23 protein-coding genes and 3 tRNA genes are annotated in these 23,752 nt (G+C 63.4%); 13 read left to right on the top strand and 13 right to left on the bottom strand.

Annotation, left to right across the window (positions count from 1 at the left end; translation table 11 throughout):
• Window positions 1-48 precede the first annotated feature (48 nt).
• The 5 genes from M3C25_RS06490 (at window position 49) to M3C25_RS06470 (ending at window position 2,555) form a co-directional block, all read left to right on the top strand.
• Window positions 49-121 (top strand) — tRNA-Thr (locus M3C25_RS06490).
• 24 nt (window positions 122-145) lie between these two features.
• Entirely contained in the window at window positions 146-562 is a 417-nt protein-coding gene (locus M3C25_RS06485) for a helix-turn-helix domain-containing protein (protein WP_259855397.1), read from the top strand.
• A gap of 247 nt (window positions 563-809) precedes the next feature.
• Window positions 810-995, top strand: coding sequence for a hypothetical protein (locus M3C25_RS06480; protein WP_259855396.1), 186 nt, complete (start codon window positions 810-812; stop codon window positions 993-995).
• Between the two features lie 235 nt (window positions 996-1,230).
• Complete coding sequence (locus M3C25_RS06475; protein WP_259855395.1) at window positions 1,231-2,277, top strand: YeeE/YedE family protein; 1,047 nt, start codon at window positions 1,231-1,233, stop codon at window positions 2,275-2,277.
• A gap of 53 nt (window positions 2,278-2,330) precedes the next feature.
• Window positions 2,331-2,555, top strand: coding sequence for a sulfurtransferase TusA family protein (locus M3C25_RS06470; RefSeq protein ID WP_102161239.1), 225 nt, complete (start codon window positions 2,331-2,333; stop codon window positions 2,553-2,555).
• A 112-nt stretch (window positions 2,556-2,667) separates the two neighbouring features.
• Here the strand turns inward: M3C25_RS06470 and M3C25_RS06465 are convergent, their stop codons facing one another.
• The 13 genes from M3C25_RS06465 to dnaA all read right to left on the bottom strand — a co-directional run bounded on the left by M3C25_RS06465 (window position 2,668) and on the right by dnaA (window position 17,683).
• Window positions 2,668-3,114, bottom strand: a complete 447-nt coding sequence (locus M3C25_RS06465; RefSeq protein WP_259855394.1) for an N-acetylmuramoyl-L-alanine amidase — start codon at window positions 3,112-3,114, stop codon at window positions 2,668-2,670.
• Between the two features lie 3 nt (window positions 3,115-3,117).
• On the bottom strand, window positions 3,118-3,333 hold the full coding sequence (locus M3C25_RS06460; protein ID WP_259844381.1) for a hypothetical protein: 216 nt from the start codon (window positions 3,331-3,333) through the stop codon (window positions 3,118-3,120).
• A 590-nt stretch (window positions 3,334-3,923) separates the two neighbouring features.
• Window positions 3,924-5,471, bottom strand: a complete 1,548-nt coding sequence (locus M3C25_RS06455) for an ApeA N-terminal domain 1-containing protein (RefSeq protein WP_259855393.1) — start codon at window positions 5,469-5,471, stop codon at window positions 3,924-3,926.
• 390 nt (window positions 5,472-5,861) lie between these two features.
• A tRNA-Ala gene (locus tag M3C25_RS06450) sits at window positions 5,862-5,937 on the bottom strand.
• A 168-nt stretch (window positions 5,938-6,105) separates the two neighbouring features.
• Window positions 6,106-6,179: transfer RNA gene (locus tag M3C25_RS06445), tRNA-Ile, on the bottom strand.
• A gap of 131 nt (window positions 6,180-6,310) precedes the next feature.
• Window positions 6,311-7,117, bottom strand: a complete 807-nt coding sequence (locus M3C25_RS06440; RefSeq protein WP_102162516.1) for a DUF3566 domain-containing protein — start codon at window positions 7,115-7,117, stop codon at window positions 6,311-6,313.
• Window positions 7,114-9,681, bottom strand: coding sequence for a DNA gyrase subunit A (gene gyrA / locus M3C25_RS06435; RefSeq protein ID WP_259855413.1), 2,568 nt, complete (start codon window positions 9,679-9,681; stop codon window positions 7,114-7,116). Before gyrA ends, M3C25_RS06440 begins: the two co-directional genes overlap by 4 nt.
• 182 nt (window positions 9,682-9,863) lie before the next feature.
• Complete coding sequence (gene gyrB, locus M3C25_RS06430; protein WP_259855392.1) at window positions 9,864-11,861, bottom strand: DNA topoisomerase (ATP-hydrolyzing) subunit B; 1,998 nt, start codon at window positions 11,859-11,861, stop codon at window positions 9,864-9,866.
• A 194-nt stretch (window positions 11,862-12,055) separates the two neighbouring features.
• Window positions 12,056-12,799: a M50 family metallopeptidase gene (locus M3C25_RS06425; protein ID WP_259855391.1), complete on the bottom strand. Its 744-nt coding sequence runs from the start codon at window positions 12,797-12,799 to the stop codon at window positions 12,056-12,058.
• Window positions 12,800-12,812: 13 nt separating this feature from the next.
• The gene (locus M3C25_RS06420; RefSeq protein ID WP_259855390.1) at window positions 12,813-13,331 is read right to left on the bottom strand and encodes a DciA family protein; all 519 of its coding nucleotides are present in this window, start codon (window positions 13,329-13,331) and stop codon (window positions 12,813-12,815) included.
• A complete protein-coding gene (gene recF, locus M3C25_RS06415) occupies window positions 13,318-14,466 on the bottom strand; it encodes a DNA replication/repair protein RecF (protein WP_259855389.1) in 1,149 nt (382 codons plus the stop codon). The genes M3C25_RS06420 and recF overlap by 14 nt, the downstream gene beginning before the upstream one ends.
• A complete protein-coding gene (gene dnaN / locus M3C25_RS06410) occupies window positions 14,466-15,587 on the bottom strand; it encodes a DNA polymerase III subunit beta (RefSeq protein ID WP_175294205.1) in 1,122 nt (373 codons plus the stop codon). Before dnaN ends, recF begins: the two co-directional genes overlap by 1 nt.
• Window positions 15,588-16,150: 563 nt before the next feature.
• Window positions 16,151-17,683, bottom strand: a complete 1,533-nt coding sequence (gene dnaA, locus M3C25_RS06405; protein WP_102162546.1) for a chromosomal replication initiator protein DnaA — start codon at window positions 17,681-17,683, stop codon at window positions 16,151-16,153.
• Between the two features lie 435 nt (window positions 17,684-18,118).
• Between dnaA and rpmH the strand changes: the two genes are divergently transcribed.
• From rpmH to M3C25_RS06365, 8 genes are all read left to right on the top strand, one after another.
• Complete coding sequence (gene rpmH / locus M3C25_RS06400) at window positions 18,119-18,256, top strand: 50S ribosomal protein L34 (RefSeq protein WP_102162510.1); 138 nt, start codon at window positions 18,119-18,121, stop codon at window positions 18,254-18,256.
• 76 nt (window positions 18,257-18,332) lie between these two features.
• Entirely contained in the window at window positions 18,333-18,713 is a 381-nt protein-coding gene (gene rnpA, locus M3C25_RS06395) for a ribonuclease P protein component (protein ID WP_102162509.1), read from the top strand.
• A complete protein-coding gene (yidD, locus tag M3C25_RS06390) occupies window positions 18,697-19,080 on the top strand; it encodes a membrane protein insertion efficiency factor YidD (protein ID WP_102162508.1) in 384 nt (127 codons plus the stop codon). Before rnpA ends, yidD begins: the two co-directional genes overlap by 17 nt.
• A gap of 82 nt (window positions 19,081-19,162) precedes the next feature.
• On the top strand, window positions 19,163-20,119 hold the full coding sequence (gene yidC, locus M3C25_RS06385; protein WP_102162507.1) for a membrane protein insertase YidC: 957 nt from the start codon (window positions 19,163-19,165) through the stop codon (window positions 20,117-20,119).
• A gap of 9 nt (window positions 20,120-20,128) precedes the next feature.
• The gene (locus M3C25_RS06380; RefSeq protein ID WP_259855387.1) at window positions 20,129-20,722 is read left to right on the top strand and encodes a Jag family protein; all 594 of its coding nucleotides are present in this window, start codon (window positions 20,129-20,131) and stop codon (window positions 20,720-20,722) included.
• A gap of 12 nt (window positions 20,723-20,734) precedes the next feature.
• The gene (gene rsmG / locus M3C25_RS06375; protein WP_259855386.1) at window positions 20,735-21,403 is read left to right on the top strand and encodes a 16S rRNA (guanine(527)-N(7))-methyltransferase RsmG; all 669 of its coding nucleotides are present in this window, start codon (window positions 20,735-20,737) and stop codon (window positions 21,401-21,403) included.
• A 246-nt stretch (window positions 21,404-21,649) separates the two neighbouring features.
• A complete protein-coding gene (locus M3C25_RS06370) occupies window positions 21,650-22,549 on the top strand; it encodes a ParA family protein (protein WP_102162504.1) in 900 nt (299 codons plus the stop codon).
• Window positions 22,542-23,732, top strand: coding sequence for a ParB/RepB/Spo0J family partition protein (locus tag M3C25_RS06365; RefSeq protein WP_259855385.1), 1,191 nt, complete (start codon window positions 22,542-22,544; stop codon window positions 23,730-23,732). The genes M3C25_RS06370 and M3C25_RS06365 overlap by 8 nt, the downstream gene beginning before the upstream one ends.
• Window positions 23,733-23,752 lie beyond the last annotated feature (20 nt).

Raw genomic sequence — 23,752 nt, 5'->3', positions numbered from 1 at the left:
ATGTCCTTTTGACGCTCGACTGAGTGAGCCGCTATCCTTGTCCAGGTTGCCTCCTTAGCTCAGTCGGCAGAGCGTCTTACTCGTAATAAGAAGGTCGCCGGTTCGATTCCGGCAGGAGGCTCTCTGATTGTCAGGAAACGCGCGGATGTCACCAGAAGACATGGGCGCGTTTCTGCTTTCTCACGTTTGGCCCGCAACGTGCGGCTTGATGCTCGAAAAGGCGGCGGTGACGGCTGTAGAGACGGCTACTGCTGATCCGGTCCGTTCACTGAAGGACTTTGTCGCCGAGCATCCCGTGGGCCGGGAGCGCGTCGACGTTTACAAGGAGCGGATGCTCGCCGAGGTGCGTGTGTACCGGCTCCGCGAGCTGCGCGAGCAAGCTGGCCTAACACAGGCTCAGCTCGCGGAGCGCATCGGCGTAGGGCAGCGCCAGGTCTCCAAGATCGAGCGTGGCGACCTTGATAACGCAAAGGTTGGAACGATCCGCAGCTACCTTGAAGCAATCGGCGGTGGCCTGGCTATCGAGTACGTGCTGGGAGACCAGCGTATCCAAGTGGCCTGATCGAAGCCGACGCCGAACGCGTCTGGATCGCGTGAGTCGGCCTCATGCTCGAGCCATGTCCAGGGCTTTCAGCGCGACTGCAGCAGCTGCCGATCGGTCCAACTGATGTGGATGCAATAGCAGCCGACCCCGTTCCGCCATCACGCCCGCATCGCAGCCGGGGCTGCTCAACTGTGCGCCGGCGCAGATCCCGGTGTGCCGATGTCATATGTGACACAGTCATGACACTTCGGCAATCGGTTCTGCTATGGTCGTCATCGTCCGCATCGAGCGGATCCTTGCAGACGGTGCGGATCACCTGCACCACAGCGTGCGGCGAACGTCCGCACTTTTCTCGGATGAAGGGAGAGCCAGCGCGATGTTCCGCCTGCACCTGTTCTCCCGCCGCGTCATCGATCTGATGTACGTCTGCACCTGCGGTTGTTGCTCCTGATATCTCCACGCCGCCCCGGTATGACGAGCATTCCTATGCCCTGATCGGGCAGGAAACCCTGCTGCCTGTGCCGCCTGCGGCTGTCTGTCGCACGCCTGATGCGCGCTGTCTGCGGCGCCATCCAGTGCCTGCGACGCGAATCCTCTCTCACCACTGCCGAACCGCCGCCCGGACACATCCGGCCAGCCTGTGATGCCAGGCCAGCCGGCGCCTCGGCTCTGCACAAAGGACTTCCATGATCATCACTGGACTTCTCGTCGGCCTCGTTCTGGGCTTCGTCTTCCAGCGTGGCCGCTTCTGCGTCACCGGAGCCTTCCGCGACATCTTCATCGCCGGCAGCACCCGCTGGTTCTCCGCGTTCATCCTGCTCATCGCCGTCCACGCCGTCGGCCTCATGGCACTCAACACGCTGGGCATCATCACCCTGGAGACCGACCCCTTCCCGTGGCTGGCCTCGATCGTCGGCGGCTTCATCTTCGGGTTCGCCATCATCCTCGCCGGCGGCTGCGCCACCGGCACCTACTACCGCTCCGGCGAAGGACTCATCGGAAGCTGGTTCGCCCTCATCTTCTACGCTCTCTTCTCCGCGTTCATGAAGGCAGGACCGGCCGCCGGGTTCACCGAATGGATCCGCGGCATCACCCTCGAGCAGGGGTCCCTGCCGGCGACCTTCGGCCTCTCCCCATGGGTGTTCGCCGTTGTGCTCGCAGCTATCGCCGCAGCACTCGTCGTCCACCACCAGCGCAAAGCGAAGACCCCGCTGGCTGCCCTGCCGCCGCGCAAGTCCGGACTGGCCCACCTGCTGACCGAGAAGCGCTGGAACCCGTTCGCCACTGCTGTGGTCATCGGCATCATCGCCACGATCGCCTGGCCGCTCTCAGCCGCCACCGGCCGCAATGCAGGTCTGGGCATCACCACCCCGTCATCGAACCTCGCGCAGTACCTCACCACCGGTGACGTCGACCTCATCGACTGGGGTGTCATGCTCATCCTCGGCATCCTCACCGGCTCGTTCATCGCCGCCAAGGCCTCAGGCGAGTTCCGGTTGCGGGTGCCCGACGCACCCACCGTGGTCAAGTCGATCGGCGGCGGTGTGCTCATGGGCGTCGGTGCTGCGATCGCCGGAGGCTGCACTGTCGGCAACGCGATGGTCGAAACCGCCCAGTTCAGCTACCAGGGATGGGTCTCGCTCATCTTCATGATGCTCGGCACCGGGCTGGCAGCCAAGCTCACCATCAAACCCGCCACCGCCTCGGCGCCGGCCGCCCGCGTCAGCGCCTGACAGCCACCACATATCGAACCTGACAGCCACCGCATACCGAAAAGGAGACCACCATGCAGCATGTGCTTGAGACCAACGGACTCGTCTGCCCATTCCCGCTCGTCGAGGCCAAGGACGCGATGAACGGCCTGCCGGCCGGTGACGAACTCGTCATCAACTTCGACTGCACCCAGGCAACCGAGTCGATCCCGCAGTGGGCAGCCGACAACGGCTACCCGGTGACCCACTTCGACCGGACCGGCGAGGCCTCCTGGACCATCACCGTGCAGAAGGCCTGAGGGCCTCGGAGACGGAACCCGGGGGGGGGGGGGGGGGGGCGCTGGGGCGGGGATGCGGGTGTGATGGGTGGGGTATTCGAGGGTGATCAGGGCCCGCGGTCGCGGGGGCGCGTCAGACTGCGGCGGCGACCGCGTTCTTGATGCGCTCGAAGTCGACGGTGCCCGGGCACGAGGTGGCGACAACGGCGCTGTGTGGGATGAGCGCGACGTGGGGGTCGAGTCCGTAGTCGCGGCAGATGCGTGCGCACAGTGCGATCGAGGTGTTGTAGGTGAACTCGTCGGGGGCGCGGTTCTGGTCTGCGGAGTGCTCGACGCCGATGCTGCGCTGATTCATCGCGAAGCTGCCGGCATGCCAGGCGGTGTCGCCTTCGTTCACGTATTGATGCAGGGCTCCTTCGCCGATGCCGTAGTGAGCGCTGACCTGGGAGGCCGGGTCCTTGAAGGTGGCATCCGCGGCGGCGAGAGTGCCGACGATGTAATGGATGACGATGCGGTCGATGCCGGAGCCTCCACGGCCGTGGTTGAAGTTCGGGCTGCCGATCCAGATAGGTTCTGCCATGGTTCAGCCCTCCAATCCACGGCCGAGCGCGCAGCCGAGGCGGTTGGCCGGATTCGAGGCCTCACCACCATCGGAGTCGGAGGTGCGGAAGCCGGTGGCTTCGGTGATGGGCCGGTTTTCGGCAGCATGGCCGGGTGCGGCACTGAGCAGTACTGCGGATCCGAGGACTGCTGCGCCGGATGCGAACAGTGAGCGGCGGGAGAACGTATTCGTGTCCATGCACGCGACGTTAGAGACGGTGAGATTGCCCGACAATCCCGCGTTGGTGCTACGACGATCGTTGTATCTGCGGCGTTTCTGATGGTTTGGCCTGGGCGAACAGAGGTGGCTATGGGACGAGGGCCGTGCAGACCTTCTCCTTGTTGTCCGGATGCCGGATACGTCGCGACAGCTTTGTGCAGAACACGATGCATCGGACTGCGCAGAAAAGTGCGCGGTTGTCTGGATAGCCACGCACCTAGCGATACACGACAAAACGCACTGGCATCAAGCGCCGCAACCGAACCCGCCGCGGCCTACCCCGACCGAATGAACCCATACCTGTAAACCCGACCCCATACACAACAGAATTGACAACCTCAAAAATGCTAGCAATCACAACAGCTTCCTGCCCGGCCCGGATGGTCGCAGACGAGAGCCTATGTGCAGACCGTTAACCATCAGTGAGGGCTCATACGCACGCAGTACGGGTCGATAACGCTCTCAAGCTACGTGTCAAACCTGACATCCGGAGCTGCACTCAACCTGATCGCGTTTCGCTAGTGAACACGGCTTAGAGTACGTGGAGCACGATTCGATAAACTTGGTGTCTAACCAGGTTGTACGACCGAGAAGTGCTCACGTGACAGGGAGCAAGCGTCATTTAGTTCGCGGTTCTCGATCAGCGCATTCAGGATACGGTCTTCCGCCAGCCCCAACTCCAGCAAGATGTTAACCAATACAACGGCACGAGTTACGCGCATGACTGCGTACAAACCCATCACATCGACTTCGGACTTGCCGGAGTGGCTAAGTGAATTTCGTGCTCGACTCGCCGCCTGGGCCCACCGTTTTGGATCGGGAAGCAGACGGTCACAGCACGAATCAGGCATCCGTTCAGCAAGACGTTCTAGCCGTTGCCGAAGCGAGTGGCCCTTCGGAATCACTTGCTTGATCCATTGCTTCCGATCCTCCGGCATGGCTTTGACAGCTCGGGTAACAAGATCCTTCATGACGTCCGGTGGAATGGGAGGTGGTTCTTTCAACTCCATGTGAAAAGCCTCCGCTGCAGCCACAGCCGTGATTGTGGATGATTCGACATAGGCCTCCTTAGAGTACCGAGCTGAGATCAAGATGTTGCACGGTGCCTGAAACTTCTTACGCACTTCGAACCATCTAGGCAACACCTCATCGAAAGGAATGTCGGTGAGCGTGAAGACCACGCTGTGTGAGCTCACGGCCTCAGCACCTGGATCCCCTATACCCCGCCCTCGGGAATAGAGGTGCACCTGTCGAGGGCGAACCTTAGGGCACGTTTCTGGCTTGTGAGGGATACTCAACCGACGGAGTACCTCTGGATCCTTCCACGGCATGCGCTCGGCGCAGGGGCATGTATCGTAACCAGAAGGTACTTCAAGGATGATCCATAAAGGTGCCGGATTGCGTCCCGTCGCCAGCGCGAGCAGGTCAACCAGAGCGTACATCTGCCTAATGAACAAAGTAAGGGACGAGGCTTCTTCAACCTTAAGAGAGAATACCGGGTTGTCATTTACTCGCCCCTGGCTCCCGATCCGAGTGTGGTCATAGGCGGGAAGGGTCAACCAGTGCGCCAGAGAGTACTTGACACCGGCGAACTCGGCAGTCAGGTCATCTACCGGCTTCAGCGTGATCGTCCCGTCGCCGGAGAGAGCCTTCCGGTGGGAATCCCAATGTATCTGTGCGGTAATCGCATCGGAACCGCTCCAGGCCAACGTGTCCTCGATCGAGCAGACGAGACGGCTGAAAACCTCCTGATTTGGATCGGATACGTGGGTTCCGACTAGAGCGTCGGCAGCGTGAATAGTCTGCTCCGAAGGGCCCAAGCCGATGCCCAAACCGACTGTCGTGCTGTGCGCGGGGTAAGCGTCGAAGAGGGTGATCTCCTTACCCCCCGCAGACAACCCAAGGATCACAGGGAAACTACGTGTTTCCCCAGAGCGCGATCTACCCGCAGGGGCGACGTCTTCCCAGATGGTCTCGTCGAAGCCGCCAATCAACGTCAGTTGGATCCCCTTATGGGGATCGTATTTGAGGAAGCCCGGGCACTTTTGCTCTGAGTCTTCAGGGAGCCACCAGAAACCTTTCCACTCGGCAGGCTCATGCAGGAAGGGATGCGGCAAGAGAACCCCCTACGTAGTTGTCCCGGAATTAGACGTGATTCCGGTCGCTCGGGTCAACAATCAATGGCGGGTGGTACTTCTTCAAGGATTCACTCGTTCCCTTTGCCACCCCATAATCATTACCCTAGTCCCGCGTCGATCCCGATTGTGGGATGCGCTTCACGGTAGCGTCGATGACACGCACCACTTCACAGCCGATGACTTGACTGGGCCATTAACAGAACAGTGTATGTTGAAGCGAAGGAGCTGCGCCGAGTTGGAGGTCGAGATCTATGCCCGTCGCGGCTTAATGCTCGTTTGAGCATTAACCCAACGATGACGCGAGCCATCAGCCCCAGAACAAAAAGAAATCTCGGGACATCGAGTGAACGATGTCCCGAGACTTCACAATGGTGGAGGTAAGGGGACTCGAACCCCTAACCCTCTGCTTGCAAAGCAGATGCGCTACCAATTGCGCCATACCCCCAAGCGTGGCTCCATTCTACACCTGGTCAGTGTAGGACGACCACTGTTCGTGCTGCCGGCGGCGGTTGCCCCGGAACACCACCAGCACTCCTGCAAGAGCAGAGAGGACGCCGGTCAGCGTCAACCACTTCTTCACGTCATCTCCCGATGTCCGTTTCGAATGATTGCGTGGGCCTAAGAGGACTTGAACCTCTGACCTCTTCGTTATCAGCGAAGCGCTCTAACCGCCTGAGCTATAGGCCCGTGTGGGATGACCCGAGGAACCAATATACACACTGCCCCCGGTCAGTGCAAAATCGGCTTCTCCCCCGCAATGCAAAGGCCGGCACGACGCTCACTGCGCCGCACCGGCCCGTGCTGAGAAGAGGTGCCGATCAGTCGTCGGTGAGCTTGAGGTGGAAACCGCCGACGAGCGTCGAACCGATGTTGTACAGGAACGCGAACAGCGTCGACAGCGCGGTCATCAGCACCATGTTCACCAGCGCGAGGATGACGGCGAAGGACAGCACGCGCCCAAGGCTGAACATGCCGATGACCTTGTCAGCACCCTCGGTGCCAGCCAGCTCGGTCAGCGTCGACTGGATGCCGCTGAGCGTACCGGTGGCCTGCAGCACCAGCCAGAGAACGAGGGCTGCGATGACGGTGGCGATGCCGATCGCCAGCGACAGCAGGAACGACATCTTCATGACCGACCACGGATCGACGGTGGCGACGGTGAGCCGCACGGTGCGCGGGCCCTTCTTCTTCGTCTTCCCACTCATCCGCACCGGTCCAGCCGAGGCGCGCACGGAGCCGTCGGCCTTGGCCGCCTGCTCCTCCGGGACGCCGGCGATGCGCGCGGTGCCCGAGGGCCCGGAACCGGAGGATTCCGCGCTGCGGGGGCCTGATCCGGTCGTCTGGATCGGACCCGAACCCACTGCCGAGGCGGCGGTCCCGCTGGAATTGCTGCCCGCCTCGGTCCCGGAGCCGGCCTTGAGCCGGGTGGTGCCGGCCTTGACGCTGCGCGGCTTGCCCTCTCCGCTGCCGGGGCGCTTGCCGCCGGAGACGGCGGTGCTCGTCGTCGTCTTCGCCGTGCCCGAGGCGGCGGTCTCGGAGTTCTTGCCCTTGCCGCTGGCAGACAGGCGGGTCGAGCCGGACGAGGCCCGGATCACCTTGGCGGGTTTCTGTTCGCTGTCAGTCATGCTTGTCCTTCATCCTCGCGCGCCACCTCTGCGGCTTCGGCTGCTGCCTCGGCCTCAGCATCGACCGGGGTTTCGGCTTCGTCCTCGACGACCTTCTCCGGGCCGCGGGTGACGGCGATGATGCGATCGTTCTTTCCCGGTTTCGCAAATACTACTCCCATAGTATTGCGTCCCTTGGCCGGAACCTCGTCGATCGAGGACCGGACCACCTTACCGCGCTCCATGACGACGAGCACTTCCTCACCGTCGGAGACGATGAGCCCGCCGACCAGGTCGCCGCGCTGTTCGGTGATCTTGGCGACCTTGATGCCGAAGCCGCCGCGGCCCTGCACGCGGTACTCCTCGATCGGGGTGCGCTTGGCGAATCCGGCTTCGGTGACGACGAAGACGTAGCTGTCCGGGGTCATGACGTCCATGGTCAGCAGCTGGTCGTCGTCCTTGAACTTCATGCCGGTGACACCCGAGGTGGCACGGCCGATCGGCCGGATCGACTCATCGCTGGCCTTGAACCGGATCGACATTCCCTTCCGCGAGACGAGCAGCAGATCGTCCTCAGGTGAGACGAGGCGAGCGGAGACGAGCTCATCGGGCACACCGGGGGTGATCTCGCGCAGGTTGATCGCGATGACCCCGCCGGTGCGGTTGGAGTCGTATTCGACCAGCCGGGTCTTCTTCACCAGGCCACTCTTCGTAGCCAGGGCGAGGTAGTCTGCCTCATCGTAGTCGCGGATCGACAGCACCTGGGCGATCGTCTCATCCGGTTGCAGCGCCAGCAGGTTCGCCACGTGCTGGCCCTTGGCGTCACGGGATCCCTCGGGCAGCTCATAGGCCTTCGCACGGTAGACCCGGCCGGTGTTGGTGAAGAACAGCAGCCAGTTGTGCGTCGAGGTGACGAAGAAGTGGTCGACGACGTCATCACCGCGCAGCCGCGCACCAGTGATGCCCTTGCCGCCGCGATGCTGAGCACGGTAGAGCGCCGACTGGGTGCGCTTGGCGTATCCGCCGCGGGTGATCGTGACGACGACCTCCTCCTCGGGGATGAGGTCCTCCATCGAGACGTCCCCGTCGAAGCCGGCGAGGATTCGGGTGCGGCGGTCATCGCCGTAGCGGTCGACGATGTCCTGCAGCTCCTCGGAGACGATCTCGCGCTGCCGGGCCGGGGTGTCGAGGATGTGGTGGTATTCCTTGATGAGCTCCTCGATCTTCTTGGCCTCTTCTTCGATCTTGAGGCGTTCGAGAGCGGCCAGACGACGCAGCTGCAGATCGAGGATCGCGTTCGCCTGGATCTCGTCGACATCGAGCAGCTCCATCAATCCGCTGCGCGCCTCATCGGACGACGGTGAGCGGCGGATCAGCGCGATGACCTCGTCGAGGGCGTTGAGGGCCTTGAGGTAGCCGCGCAGGATGTGGGCGCGCTCCTCGGCCTTCTTGAGGCGGAACTTGGTGCGCCGGACGATGACGTCGATCTGGTGCTTGACCCACAGGCGCAGGAACGAGTCGATCGACAGGGTGCGCGGCACATTGTCGACCAGGGCGAGCATATTGGCCGAGAAGTTCTCCTGCAGCGAGGTGTGCTTGTACAGGTTATTCAGCACGACCTTGGCCACGGCGTCACGCTTGAGCACGATGACCAGCCGCTGGCCGACACGGCCGGAGGACTCGTCGCGCAGGTCGGCGATTCCGGCGACCTTGCCGTCCTTGACATAGGAGGCGATTTTGGTGGCCAGCGAGTCGGGATTGACGAGGTAGGGCAGCTCCGTGACGACAAGGCAGGTGCGTCCCTGGATCTCCTCGACCTCGACGACAGCGCGCTGGGTGATCGACCCGCGCCCGGTGCGATAGGCGTCCTCGATGCCCTTGCGCCCGAGGATCGTCGCGCCGTTGGGGAAGTCGGGACCCTGCACGATGCCGAGGATCGCCTCCAGGGCTTCGTCCTTCTCCGCCTCGGGGTTGGCCAGCAGCCATTGGGCGGCCTTGGCGACCTCCCGCAGATTGTGCGGCGGGATGTTCGTCGCCATGCCCACGGCGATGCCGGCCGAGCCGTTGACGAGCAGGTTGGGGAACCGGGCGGGCAGGTAGACCGGCTCGGTGTTGCGCCCGTCGTAGTTGTCCTGGAAGTCGACGGTGTCCTCTTCGATGTCGCGGACCATCTCCATGGCCAGCGGCGCCATCCGGCACTCGGTGTATCGCGGGGCTGCGGCACCATCGTCGCCGGCGGAGCCGAAGTTGCCCTGACCGGCGATGAGCGGGTAGCGCATCGCCCACGGCTGCACGAGGCGTACGAGCGCATCGTAGATCGCCGTGTCGCCGTGCGGGTGGTAGTGGCCCATGACGTCGCCGACGACGCGCGAGCACTTGTTGAAGGAGCGGTCCGGCCGGTAGCCGCCGTCATACATCGCATAGAGCACGCGGCGGTGGACGGGCTTGAGGCCGTCGCGCACATCCGGCAGCGCACGCCCGACGATGACGCTCATCGCGTAGTCGAGGTAGGAGCGCTGCATCTCCAGATTGAGGTCGACCTTCTCGACGCGGGCGGCGACGGGGGTGCCGGTCTCCGAGGAGATCACGGGGCCGTCCTCGGGCTGCTGGTCGCCTGGCTGGGTGTTGTCAGTGTCATCGGCCACGGGGCTGTTTACCTCTTGTATTCGTCAGTCGTGTGCAGAAACTCTTCGGTGGCATCCGGCCTGCTGCCCCGCTCCCGAGGCGGCGGGCGCCTGGGGTGCGGTCGGCTGGCCGGGCCGGTGGATCAGATGTCGAGGAACCGGACGTCCTTGGCGTTCTCCTGGATGAACTGGCGGCGGGATTCGACGTCTTCGCCCATGAGGATCGCGAAGATCTCATCGGCTTTCATCGCGTCATCGAGGGTGACCTGCTTGAGCAGTCGGTAGTCGGGGTTCATCGTCGTGTCCCACAGTTCGCTGTAGTTCATCTCGCCCAGGCCCTTGTAGCGCTGGATCGCCTGGTCCTTCGGCAGCCGCTTGCCTGAGGCCTTCCCGTCGGTGAGCAGGGCGTCGCGCTCCCGGTCGGAGTAGGCATATTCGTGTTCGGCGTTCGACCACTTGATGCGGTACAGCGGCGGGGTCGCCAGGTAGACGTAGCCGTGTTCGACCAGCGGGCGCATGTAGCGGAAGATGAGAGTCAGCAGCAGCGTGGCGATGTGCTGGCCGTCGACGTCGGCATCAGCCATGAGCACGATCTTGTGGTAGCGCAGCTTGTCGAGGTCGAACTCCTCGCCGATGCCGGTGCCGAAAGCGGTGATGAGCGACTGCACCTCCTGGTTGCCCAGGGCGCGGTCGAGGCGGGCCTTCTCGACGTTGAGGATCTTGCCGCGGATCGGCAGGATCGCCTGGTGGATGGCATCGCGGCCCTGCAGCGCGGAACCGCCGGCGGAGTCGCCCTCGACGATGAAGATCTCGGAGACGACCGGGTCCTTGGACTGGCAGTCGCGCAGCTTGCCGGGCATGCCGGAGGATTCGAGCAGGCCCTTGCGGCGGGTGGCCTCACGAGCCTTGCGAGCGGCCATCCGGGCCTGCGAGGCCTGGATCGCCTTGCGCACGACCTCCTTGGCCTGTGCCGGGTTCGATTCGAGCCAGTGGCCGAGCTCATCGCGGACGATGCGCTGGACGAAGGTCTTGGCTTCGGAGTTGCCCAGCTTCGTCTTCGTCTGGCCTTCGAACTGCGGTTCGCCCAGCTTGACGGACACGACGGCGGTGAGTCCCTCGCGCACATCGTCGCCGGTGAGGTTGGCGTCCTTCTCCCGCAGCAGCTTCTGCTCGCGAGCGTAGGAGTTGATGAGGCTGGTCAGCGCGGTGCGGAAGCCCTCCTCATGGGTGCCGCCCTCATGCGTGTTGATGGTGTTGGCGTAGGTGTGGACGGATTCGGCATAGGAGCTCGTCCACTGCATGGCGACCTCGAGCGCGATCTGCTGCTCGGTGTCCTCGGCTTCGAAGGCGATGACGTCGTCGTGAACTGTTTCGGTCTTCTTCGTCGCCGTCAGGTGCTCGACGTAGTCGAGCAGCCCGTTGGCGTACAGGTAGGTGACGCTGCGCGGTTTGACCTCAGCAGTGTCCTCGGCTTCGAGCTGGACGTCGTCATCGTCGATCTCCTCAGACCGCTCATCGGTCAGCGAGATCTTCAGGCCCTTGTTGAGGAAGGCCATCTGCTGGAACCGCGAGCGCAGCACCTCGAAGGTGAATTCGGTGGTGTCGAAGATCTCCGCATCCGGCCAGAAGGTGATGATGGTGCCGGTCCTGTCGGTCTCCTCGCCCTTGGTGACCTCGCCGGTGGGCACGCCGCGGCGGTAATCCTGCCGCCACACATGGCCGTCGCGGTGGACCTCGGCGTCGAGGCGTTCGGACAGGGCATTGACGACAGAGGAGCCCACCCCGTGCAGACCGCCGGAGACAGCGTACCCGCCGCCGCCGAACTTGCCGCCGGCATGCAGGATCGTCAGCACGACCTGCAGCGTGGGGATGCCCTCGGTCGGGTGCATGGCCACCGGGATGCCGCGGCCGTTGTCGGTGACCTGAACGGAGCCGTCAGCGCGGATCACGACCTCGATGTGGTCGCAGTATCCGGCGAGCGCCTCGTCGACGGAGTTGTCGACGATCTCGTAGACAAGGTGATGCAGGCCGCGCTCGGAGGTGGAGCCGATGTACATGCCGGGCCGTTTGCGAACCGCTTCGAGTCCCTCGAGAACGGTGATATCACCGGCATCGTATTCCCGGTTCTCCTCAGTAGCCATGTGTCTCCTTGTCACAGTTGAACAACCCTGCCCATTCTACCTGCTCGCGCGGCAAGATCATGCCCTGCGCGGCCCGCAATCGGCCTTTTTCCATGTTTTCAGGCCCGCAAACGTACTCCGACTCGTCTCAGGGCCTCTCAGCGGCTCTCAACGCGGTCTGCGGACTCGGCCCGCGCGCTCGAATCCGGCTCAGCTCAGGACCTGGAGAGATGGTGCCACACACCCCAGGCGCTCAGGGCGGTGAATCCGGCCATCGCCAGGAGCATGAGCACGATCCATACGCCTGCCGGCACGCGGGTGGCGCGGGCGAGGATCGCGGCATCGGACTGGCCGCGATCACCCCGGGCGTGGGCACCGAGCAGGTTGCCGAAGGCCTTCCATGCCCCGAGCAGCAGGAACAGCCCCGCGCCGAGCGCGGCATAGGAGGCGATGACCGGCGGCGCCCAGAACACGAGCAACCCGGCGATCACGGCGGTCAGTGCGGTGACGGCCACGGCGAGGAACCCGCGCATGAAGACGAGCGAGACGATCAGCAGCACGACGGCTGCTGCCAGGGCTGGGGCCGGATAACCGAAGAGGGCGGCGAAGATGAGCAGGGAGCCGATGAGTGCCGGTGCCGGATATCCCCAGAAGGTCATCCACGGCGCCGAGGTGCCGGTCCCGCGGGAGAGCGCGAGTCCGGATTGGTCAGGTGAGATCCGGATTGCCAGTGATCTGCGGCCGAGCATGAGGCCGGCGAATCCGTGGCCGAGTTCGTGGACGATGGTGACGATGAGGCCGGTGAGCCGCCACATGCCGCGCGGGATGACGAGGACGGCGGCGATGATCGCGCCGATGAGCAGGAAGATGAGTGTGCCGTGGGCCGGCGGGGTGTGGGCGCTCAGGCGCTCGAGCAGCTCGCCGGTGCGCGTCTGGGCAAGGAGGATGGTGGCAGGCATATCGATCCAGAGTCTATCCGTAGGTGTCGCGAGGTCCCCGACCTTTGACTGAGCGTCTGCCGTGTTTCCACGACCGCTGCACCGGTCCGATGATCTCGATGTCGTCGATGATGCGGCGGCCGAGTTCGCGTTCGAACCGATCGAGCAGTTGTGTGCGCAGGATCGTCAGCTGGGTCGCCCACGTCGTCGAGGAGGCGCGGATGACGAGCACCGGTGGGTCGAACTTCTCCGGGGTGCAGTGGGCGGCGACGTTCTTGCCGACGAGCTCGTCCCAGCGGCCGAGCACCGCGCCCACATCGAGGTTGTTCGTCCAGCCCTGGGTCTTCACCAGCGCCTTGAGGCTGGCATCGAGCGGCTGCGGATCACGCGAGTCCGGCCGGGCAGACGTGTAGGCGATCTCCGCGCGCCGCATTCCGGCCAGGCTGCGGCGCGGCCCGCGGTGAAGCGGCCGGAACTCGGAATCGGCCATCCGCCGGATCCGGTCGAGTGCCTCCAGGCTGGCGACGGGCACGAGGTGCTCAGGACTGCTCATCGCCTGCCGCCTCGGCGACGTGTGCGGGCAGGTCGACGATGCGCCCGCTGAGATTGTCCGGGATGTCGCCGGCGACGGCGGCGGTGATGAGGACCTGTTCGGCGCCGTCGATCCGCTCGGCGAGCCGGCGGCGGCGATCGGCGTCGAGTTCGGCGAAGACGTCATCGAGCACGAGCACCGGCTGATCGTCCGGTGACCCGTCCTCGCCGCTGAGCAGCTCCCAGCCGGCCAGCTGGAGCGCCAAGGCCAGTGACCATGATTCCCCGTGTGAGGCATAGCCCTTGGCCGGCACTCCCCCGATGAGCAGCTCGACGTCATCGCGCTGAGCGCCGACGAGGGTGAGCCCGCGCTCGATCTCGACGCGGCGGCGCTGGGCGAGCCCCGCGACGACCACCTCGGCGGCGGCAAGGGCATCGTCGATGCCGCGGTAGTCGAGACGTGAGGTGTAGTCGAGGTCGACCTGCTGGCGGGCCTCGGCGGCACCGGAGGCGATGTGGGCGAAGGCGGCCGTGACCGGTGCGCGCAGCTCTTCGAGCAGCTGTCGGCGGCCGAGGACGAGCTGCGCGTTGGCCTCGGCGAATGCCTCATCCCAGATGTCGAGGGTGGCCTCGAGACCGGGATCGCGGTTGGAGCGCAGGCTCTTGAGCAGCGCGTTGCGCTGGCGTAATGCTCGCTGGTGATCGGCGATGACCCCGGCGAAGCGCGGCTGGCGGGCGATGAGCAGGTCATCGAGGTACTGGCGGCGCTCGGCCGGGTCGCCCTTGACGAGGGCGAGGTTCTCCGGGGCGAAGACGACGGCGCGGACGAGGCCGAGGACATCGCGGGCGCGCACCGGTGAGCGGTTGATGCGGGCAAGGTTGGCACCCTTGGACCGGATCGTGACCTCGAGGGTGACCTGGCGGGGCCCGCGGTGGGCCAGAGCGGAGATCGTCGCCTGCTCGGCACCGGTGCGCACGAGCGGCTGATCGCCGGCCACCCGGTGGGAGCGCAGGGCTGCGAGGTAGCCGATCGATTCGACGAGATTCGTCTTCCCCCAGCCGTTGGGTGCGACGAAGGTCGTCACACCCGGCTGCAGATCAAGGCTGAGCTGCGGGTAGGAGCGGAAGTCGCGGAGAAGAAGTCGCGAAACCCACATCAGAACCGCATGACCGGCATGAGCAGGTAGCGGTAAGAGGTGTCGAGTTCGCTGTCGGCTTCGTCCTGGCCGGAGATGACGACCGGCTTCTTCGGCTCGGTCATGGAGAACCGGACGTAGGGCTTGTCGATGGCGGCCAGGCCCTCGGCGATGAAGTGCGGGTTGAAGCCGGTGGAGATGTCCTCACCGCTGATGTCGACCGGCAGCGATTCGCTGGCCTGGGCGTCGTCGCCGGCGCCGGCGCGCAGGGTGAGTGCACCGTCGGCGAACTCGAACTTGATCGGGGTGTTGCGCTCGGCGACGAGGCTGACGCGGCGCACCGCCTCCCGCAGCGTGGCGGTCTCGCACACGGCGGTGATGGCGACGTCCTTGGGGAACAGCGAGCGGACCTTCGGGTAGTCGCCCTCGACGAGCAGAGAGGTGGTGACCCTGCCGTTGGCGGAGAAGGCCAGCATCTCCTTGCCACCGGATTCGGCCAGGGCGATCTCGACGTCCCCGCCCATCGCCTTCGCGGCGTCTGAGAGGGTCCGGCCCCTGACCAGGGCCGTGGCCGAGAAGTCCGGTCGGCGCGGGTTCCAGGTGAATTCGCGCACGGCCAGGCGGTAGCGGTCGGTGGCCAGCAGGGTGATCGTCTCGCCTTCGATCTCGACGCGGACCGAGGTGAGGATCGGCAGCGTGTCGTCCTTGGAGGTGGCGATGGTGGCCTGGGAGACAGCGTGCTGGAAGTCGCTGGCGGCGACCATGCCCGAAGTCTCGGGGATCTCCGGCAGGGCCGGGTACTCCTCGACGGGCATCGTCATGAGCGCGAAGCGGGACGAACCGCAGGTCAGCGACACCTTGTTGTCCTGCTGTTCGAGGATCACCGGCTGGTTCGGCAGCGCCTTGGCGATCTCGGCGAGCAGCCGGCCGGAGACGAGAACTGTGCCGGCGGATTCGACCTCAGCGGCGATCTCAGCACGTGAGGAGACCTCGTAGTCGAAGACGGCCAGCTGCACCGAGCCGCTGGCATCGGCGGTGATGAGGATACCGGTGAGGACGGGAACCGCGGGACGCTGCGGGAGGCTCTTGGTCGCCCAGGTGACAGCCTCGGCCAGGACGTCGCGATCGACTTTGAACTTCACGGGCTGCGCTGCGTCGGTGTTCACGGTTCTCCTGCGGTATCGAGGGTGCTGGCCGGTGTGGTGAATGGGCTTCTGCCGTGCCCTGGATGCGGACACGACAGCGCACTGAAACTTTACACCGGGCTATCGGCGTGGGCAATTGCATGGAGGCCGAAATCGTGCTTGACCAGGAGCTTTGTCATTGCTGCAGTGCGAAGCACCATGTCACACCGCAGTCAGCATGCCACTCCCCTGTCCGGTCGTTCGCTCATCCACAGCCCGCCGAGCAATGAGCGGTGCGCTTCGGAAGCTCGATAGATGAATAGGCAGTCGTGTCAGTAGCACCTGTGGATCCTGTGTAATCACATCGATGTCATCGAGCATCCAGGCGGTCGAGGTCCGATTCAGCCCGGTGGATGAGCTGTTGACAAACTGCACACGGCGCTCCACACCCTGTAAATCACACCGATGTGCTTCCACACGCGTCCACCGACGACCCGGAATCGTACACCGGTCGCACCCCGGTGTGAACCCCCTTACACACAGACTTTTCCACAGCTGTGAAGATCGTGTTCTGTGTCGTTTCAGAGACGGTGCTGCTGTTTGATGCGGTTTGTCAGTTCGGTGACCTGCGTGTAGAGATTGCGCCGCTCGGCCATCTGCGTGCGGATCTTCTTGTTGGCATGCATGACTGTCGTGTGGTCACGGCCGCCGAACTCCTGGCCGATCTTCGGCAGCGACAGATCAGTGAGCTCACGGCACAGGTACATCGCGATCTGCCGGGCAGTCGTCAGCGTCCGTGACCGGCTCGAGCCGCACAGATCCTCGAGCGTGAGCCCGAAATACGCCGCGGTCTGGCCCATGATGTCGGTCGCGGTGATCTCCGGGGTGTCCTCATGGGTGATGTAGTCCTTAAGCACCGTCTCAGCCAGGGACATGTCGATCTCCTGGTCGTTGAGATTGGCGAAAGCCGTCAGCCGCACGAGCGCGCCCTCGAGTTCGCGGATGTTCGAGGACACCCGCGAGGCGATGTACTCCAGAACGTTGTCAGGCACCTGCAGGCCCTCGGCGATCGACTTGTTGCGCAGAATCGCAAACCGGGTCTCGAGGTCCGGCGGCTGCACATCGGTCAGCAGCCCCCACTCGAAGCGCGAGCGCAGCCGCTCCTCAAAGCCCTTGAGCATCTTCGGCGGCTGGTCGGAGGTGATGACGACCTGCTTGTGCTCGTTGTGCAGGGCGTTGAAGGTATGGAAGAACTCCTCGACGGTGGCGTCCTTGCCCTGCAGGAACTGGATGTCATCAATCATGAGGATGTCGACTTCGCGGTACCGGCGCTGGAACTTCGGGCGCAGCGAACCAGACGTCGAGGAGCCGATGGTGTTGATGAAGTCGTTGACGAACTCCTCGCTGGAGACGTATTTGACCCGGATATTCGGGTAGAGCTGCGCGGCGTAGTGCCCGATCGCATGCAGCAGGTGGGTTTTGCCCAGTCCCGAATCGCCGTAGATGAACAGCGGGTTGTAGGCCTTGGCCGGCGATTCGGCCACGGCGAAGGCAGCGGCGTGGGCGAAGCGGTTCGACGAGCCGATGACGAAGGTGTCGAAGGTGTACTTCTCATTCAGCTGGCTTACTCCCCCGGCCTGGTCTTCCGGGGCAGGTGTGAGCACCTGTTCGATGGCTGCGTCGTCGATCTCATCGCTGGTCGCAGCGGCAGTCTCCGTGCCCGAGGCGGTGGGCGCGTTGGCAGTCGGAGCGGTTGGGGTGGCCGGCCCCGTGGGTTCGGCAGGGGAAGTCTCAGCTGGGGTTTCGCCGGGGCTCTCGCGGGTGGCCAGCGGCGGATCGAGATCCGGTTCGATCGCGATGGCGAAGCTGACATCGTGACCGAGGACGGAGGAGAACTCGGCCGCCAGCGGCTCGCGGAGGTTCCGCTCGAGGGTGGAGCGGGTGAGGTCATCGCGGACTGAGAGGACCACGAGATTGTCCCCGACCATTGCCTTGGGCACTGCCAGCTGCAGGAAGCCCTTCTGCTGGGCTGTGATCGTCGGGTCGTTCAGCAGATTCGCCAGCACCGTGTGCCAGGTGGTCAGCAGGTGCTCGGTGTCCGTGTTCTCGGGCATGAACACTCCCTCCTCAGCTGTGGATAACAAGGGGACATCACTTCCACATAGTTTTCCACAGACGGTGGAAAAAAACGACAACGGTGCCGGAATCATCCACATCGGTGGAGAAACGTGTGGAAAATACATCGTTGTGAGTTGTGGACGTGGTTGTTCATGGCACTATGTGGATTCAGGTTGACCGCGGTGTGACGCCGGAATGTCCCGTTCATCCCCCGGTGCAACCGAGTTTGACCCTGCCCAGCAGGCGCTCGTAGACTTGAGTGTCCTGTGTTGCGGGCCCACTTGAGTTGTGATTGAGCGAACTTCCCCGTTTGGCCACTCGGCGCAGGAGCGTCACCACCAGCTGCGCTCGCAAGAGCTGAGACCAGCTGCGTGCGAACCGCCCGCATTCCTGCGGCGGCTGAAAGCAACAACAGATAGACGGAGACACTTGTGAGCAAGCACACCTTCCAGCCCAACAACCGCAAGCGCTCGAAGAAGCACGGCTTCCGCCTGCGCATGCGCACCCGCGCCGGCCGCGCCGTTCTGGCTGCCCGCCGCCGCAAGGGACGCAAGGCCCTCTCGGCCTGAGCGCCACAGTCGACGACCCTGCCGCACCCTCACTCCTGCGCATGCGCAGGTACGGGTTCGGGGATCTGAGGACCCTGTGCTCCCTGCGGTGAACCGTATGCGACTGCCCGATGAGTTTCGGTCGGTCTTCCGTGCGGGCACCAAAGCCGGATCCCGTCAGCTGGTCGTCCACTGCCTGCGGACTTCCGACGACGCCCACGCTCCACGCGTGGGTTTCGTCGTTTCCAAGGCAGTGGGCAACGCTGTGGTCCGCAACCGAGTCAAACGCCGGCTGCGGGAGCTCATGCGCCCGCGGCTTCACCACCTCGGGAACGGCACGCTGCTCGTCATCCGTGCGCTGCCGGCCGCGGCCGACGCGGACTTCGCCGCACTCGAGCGTGCCCTGACCAAGGGCATGGACAGGCTCGGACTGACCAGCGAGGAGAAAAGGCGCAGCCGGCATGAAGCACTCAGCTGAGCACACCCGCTCCTCCCTGCCGCTGGCGCCGGCGGGAACCGGCGCCAGGACCCTGCATTGGTTGCGCATCGCCCCGCGGATGCCGTTCGTGTGGTTCATGCGGCTGTACCGGCTGGCGATCTCGCCGCTGTACGGCCAGGTCTGCCGCTACTACCCCAGCTGCTCGAAGTACGCACTCGATGCCTTCGAGGTCAAGGGAGCCGTGCGCGGCACAGTCATGACGATCTGGCGGCTGCTGCGCTGCAACCCCTTCTCCCCCGGCGGAATCGACTACGTCTCCGGCTCTGTTCTGGAGCAGCAGTCGGAGCTTCTGAATAAGGGAACAGCGGCCGGCCGGGAACGGCACCGCAGCCGATCAGGCGATTGATGGTCGGCGCCACAATAGTGGCACAATATACGAGATATAGAACCAGCAGACCGTGCATCGGCCGCGGTCGAGGAGAGAATGAATGAACTGGATTGACAGTGTTCTATGGCCACTGAAGTGGGTCATAGCCTGGATTCTGACAATCTTCCACCAGATCTTCGAGATGCTCGGCATGCCCTCGGACAGCGGGTGGACCTGGGTGCTGTCGATTGCATGCATGACGATGGTCGTGCGGGCGGTCCTCATTCCTCTCTTCGTCTACCAGATCAAGTCGCAGCGCAAGATGCAGCTGCTGCAGCCGGATGTGCAGCGCCTGCAGGCGAAGTACAAGGGCAAGAAGGATCAGTTCTCCCGCCAGGCCATGGCCGAAGAGCAGATGGCCCTGTTCAAGAAGCACGGCACCAATCCGTGGGCTTCGTGCCTGCCGCTGCTGGCACAGCTGCCGATCTTCTTCTCGCTGTACCGCGTCATCTTCAACATGCCGATGGTTGCCCGCGGTGAGACCGACCCCATCGGCGGTCTGACGCAGTCACTGGCCCAGGAGGCCGAGCGCGCCACCATCTTCGGTGTGCAGCTGTCCGAGACCTTCCTCACCGGTGACATCTCAGTCAAGATCCTCACTGCGATCCTCATCATCATCATGGGCGCGACCCAATTCATTACCCAGAAGCAGATGATGAGCAAGAACATGTCGGAAGCTGCCATGAACAACCCGTTCATGCAGCAGCAGAAGATGCTGCTCTACATCATGCCCGTGGTCTTCGCCGTCGGCGGTGTGTACTTCCCGCTCGGTGTGCTCATCTACTGGCTCGTGTCGAACTCCTGGACGATGGTTCAGCAGTTCATCGTCATCCGCAACATGCCTGCTCCCGGCTCGCGCGCCGAAAAGGAGCTCATGGAGCGCCGCGCCCGCAAGGGCAAGTCTCCGCTGCCGGGCTCAAAGCCGATCAGCGAGGAACCCCAGAACCCCCAGCCTGCCTCAGGCCAGCGCAAGCAGCCGGTCGGCAAGGCACGCCAGAAGAAGAAGAGGAAGAGGTAGAGCCGACGCATGTCCGAAGACTCGATGGTCAACACCGCCGACGAACTCAGCACGACAGACACAGACCAGTCCGTTGACAACGCCAACGGTGGCGACAACGCCGACGGGCAGGTCGAAGAGACCAAGCCGACCCGCGCGGAGCTGCTCGAAGAAGAGGGCGAGATCGCGGCCGACTACCTTGAAGAGCTGCTCGATATCGCCGATATCGACGGGGACATCGACATCGATGTCGCCGACAGCCGTGCAGAGGTCGCCATCGTCTGCGACGACGGCGACAGCAACCTGTCGACTCTCGTCGGCAAGCAGGGTCGTACGCTCTCGGCGCTGCAGGAGCTCACCCGCTTAGCAGTGCAGACGGCGACGGGACAGCGTTCCTGGCTGATGCTCGATATCGACGGCTACCGCGACCAGCGGAAGGAAGACGTCCGCGAGATCGCTCGCAAGGGCATCGAGAAGGTCAAGCAGTCCGGTGACTCGTTCGAGTGCCAGCCGATGAACTCCTTCGAACGCAAGGTCGTGCACGACGAAGTCGCCAAGGCCGGACTGTACTCCGAATCCGCCGGCGAAGGCGATCGTCGTCGTGTGGTCATCCAGACAGCCTGAGTTGGCACGCTGATGGACAGCACCCACTCCCCCGCCGGCGAAGCGCCGGAACTCGAGAACATCGAGTCCGAACCCCAGGCAGCTGCCGAGATCGTCGGTGATCGCATTGAGCTCGCACGCCGCTTCGCCGGCCACCTGGCGACCACCGGAGTCGAGTGGGGTCTTCTCGGTCCTCGCGAGCTCCCTCGTCTGTGGAGCCGCCATATCCTCAACTGCGCCGTCATGGCCGAACTCCTCGACGACAGCGACGTGGTCGGCGATATCGGCTCCGGCGCCGGCCTGCCCGGCATTGCCCTGGCTATCGCGCGACCCAACACTCGTTTCGTGCTCGTGGAGGCGATGGAGCGGCGCGTGGAATGGCTGCAGATGGTCGTCGACGACTTGGACCTCGACAACGTCAGGATCGTCCGTTCCCGAGTCGAAGAGCTCGTTGACGAGGAGATCTTCACCGTCGCTACGGCACGTGCCGTGAAATCACTGCCGGTGCTCATCGAATGGTGCACCCCAGTCCTCGGCCCGGATGGCCGTCTGCTCGCGATCAAGGGCCAGTCCTACGAAGCCGAGATCAAGAAGGCCGCTAAGCACATCAAGCGCTATCGATTGTCCCAGCCGAAGGTTCACACCCTCGGGACAGAGTTGCTCGAGGTGCCTACTACGGTACTTGAACTGCGGCGCCGATGAACCGCTCGTTCTAATAGCGTTCGAATAGGTGGTGCTCTTCGGTCCGCGGGTGGAGCCGAAGGGCAGTCGTGTTTCACGTGAAACATCGAATTCCAGTTGCTCCGGTGGACGATCGGCGCTTCGCCTAGAGTCGTTCGTTTTGACGCCTGAAGTCGCGTGATTCTTGTCTGCTGATGTCCTTGTGCTTGGGTAGACTTAGAGACGGTTTGCGAGCCAGTCGGCTCTTGTTGATGAACGGAGTTCTGTATGCCCATCATGGATGAGTCGACTCCGTTGGGTGCTCAGATCGCGCGGGACCACCGTCGCGCAGAGCGCCTCGCGGCGACGACATTTCCACCCCCCGATTCGACACGGATCTTCACCGTCGCCAACCAGAAGGGCGGGGTGGGCAAGACAACCACGGCGGTGAATATCGCTGCAGCACTCGCTGCTCAGGGCCTGAAGGTTCTCGTCATCGACATTGATCCCCAGGGCAATGCGAGTACAGCTCTCGGCATTGAGCATTCGACAGAGGTCAACAGTATCTACGACGTCCTGATCGAGGATCTGCCCGTCTCGGAAGCCGTGGCGCAATGTTCCGACATCGAAACTCTCACGTGCGTGCCGGCGACCATCGATCTGGCCGGGGCCGAGATTGAACTCGTCTCTCTTGTTGCGCGCGAGCAGCGTCTCGCCCGAGCGCTTCGGGCGTATCTTAAGGAGCGCGAAGATGCGGGAGATCGGGTCGACTACGTCATCATTGACTGTCCCCCATCGTTGGGCTTGCTGACGGTCAACGCGTTTGTTGCGGCAAATGAGGTGCTCATTCCAATTCAGTGCGAATACTATGCTCTTGAGGGTTTGAGCCAGCTGTTGAAGAATATTCAGCTGATCCAGAAGCATCTGAATCCAGCTCTGGAGATCTCGACGATTCTGCTCACCATGTTTGATGGGCGCACCAATCTCAGCCGTCAGGTTGCTGATGATGTACGGGCGCACTTCCCGAACCAAGTACTTGAGGTGACTATCCCCCGATCTGTCCGAATCTCCGAGGCTCCGAGTTACGGACAAACTGTCATTACCTATGAACCTTCATCGTCCGGCGCTCTGTCCTATCGGGAAGCAGCCGAAGAAATTGCACATCGAGGAGTAACAGATCATGGCTGAGCGTAAACGAGGATTGGGTCGGGGTCTGGGAGCCCTCATCCCGGATGTTGTGACTGATGAGCGTCCGGTAGACGTTTTCTTCGGGCAGCAAGGCGAACAAGAAACCGATGTTTCACGTGAAACACCGCGTTCGAAGGATCCGGCTGAAGGCATGCGGAAGGCGCGGGCTGCGAAGCGGACCTCTGCGAAGCCGGCGAAGAAGGGCTCCTCCCCCGCGGTAAAGAACTCTGCGCCCACAGCTGCGAAGAAGACCCAGCGGGCCGATTCGAAAGGGGCACCGACGAAGAAGTCAACGGTCATTCCAAGTGAGTCCGGAACGGATTCGGTCACCCTCGGCACGTCGGATGTTTCACGTGAAACGGTCCTGCAGGAAGTCCCCGGCACAGCTTTCGGTCTGATCCCCCTGGAGCAGATCAGCCCTAACCCACGGCAGCCGCGCCAGGTATTTGATGAAGACGCCCTTGATGAGCTGGTGCATTCGATCCGTGAAGTCGGTGTGCTTCAGCCTGTCGTGGTGCGCCTTGTCGATGAAAAGAAGCCTTCCTACGAGCTCATCATGGGTGAACGGCGTTTCCGGGCGTCAGAGCTTGCTGGAACCACAACAATTCCGGCGATCATCAGAGCAGTCGAAGACACCGAGCTGCTTCGTGACGCACTTCTCGAGAACCTGCACCGTTCTGACCTCAACCCACTCGAAGAAGCCGCGGCCTATGAGCAGCTGCTGAGCGACTTCCAGTGTACTCAGGAGGAGCTGTCTGAACGGATCGGTCGGTCGCGTCCGCAGATCTCGAATACGCTGCGCCTGTTGCGGTTGCCGCCGCTGGTCCAGAGGAGGGTCGCCGCCGGAGTCATCTCGCAGGGACACGCACGTGCGATCCTCGGAGTCGAGGATCCGGCGAATATGGAAGTTCTGGCTCAGCGCATTGTGGCTGAAGGCCTCTCGGTACGGGCAACTGAAGAAGCTGTCGTGTTGCTGAACCGTGGCGAGAAGCCACGCGTTTCACGTGAAACGAAGCAGCTTTCGCCGGAACTGGCGCAGATCGCAGACCGTGTGGGGGATAAGTTCGATACTCGTGTGAACATCGTCATGGGCAAGCGCAAAGGCAAAATCAGCGTGGAGTTTGCGAATCAAGACGATTTGAAGCGAATCCTCACCGCTCTTGGCATCGAATACGAGGCCTAACACAATACAGCTAGATACAC

This window comes from Brevibacterium luteolum (assembly GCF_025147615.1).
In the GTDB taxonomy this organism is placed as follows: Bacteria; Actinomycetota; Actinomycetes; order Actinomycetales; family Brevibacteriaceae; genus Brevibacterium; species Brevibacterium luteolum.
This window is presented reverse-complemented; position numbering and strand designations above follow the sequence as displayed.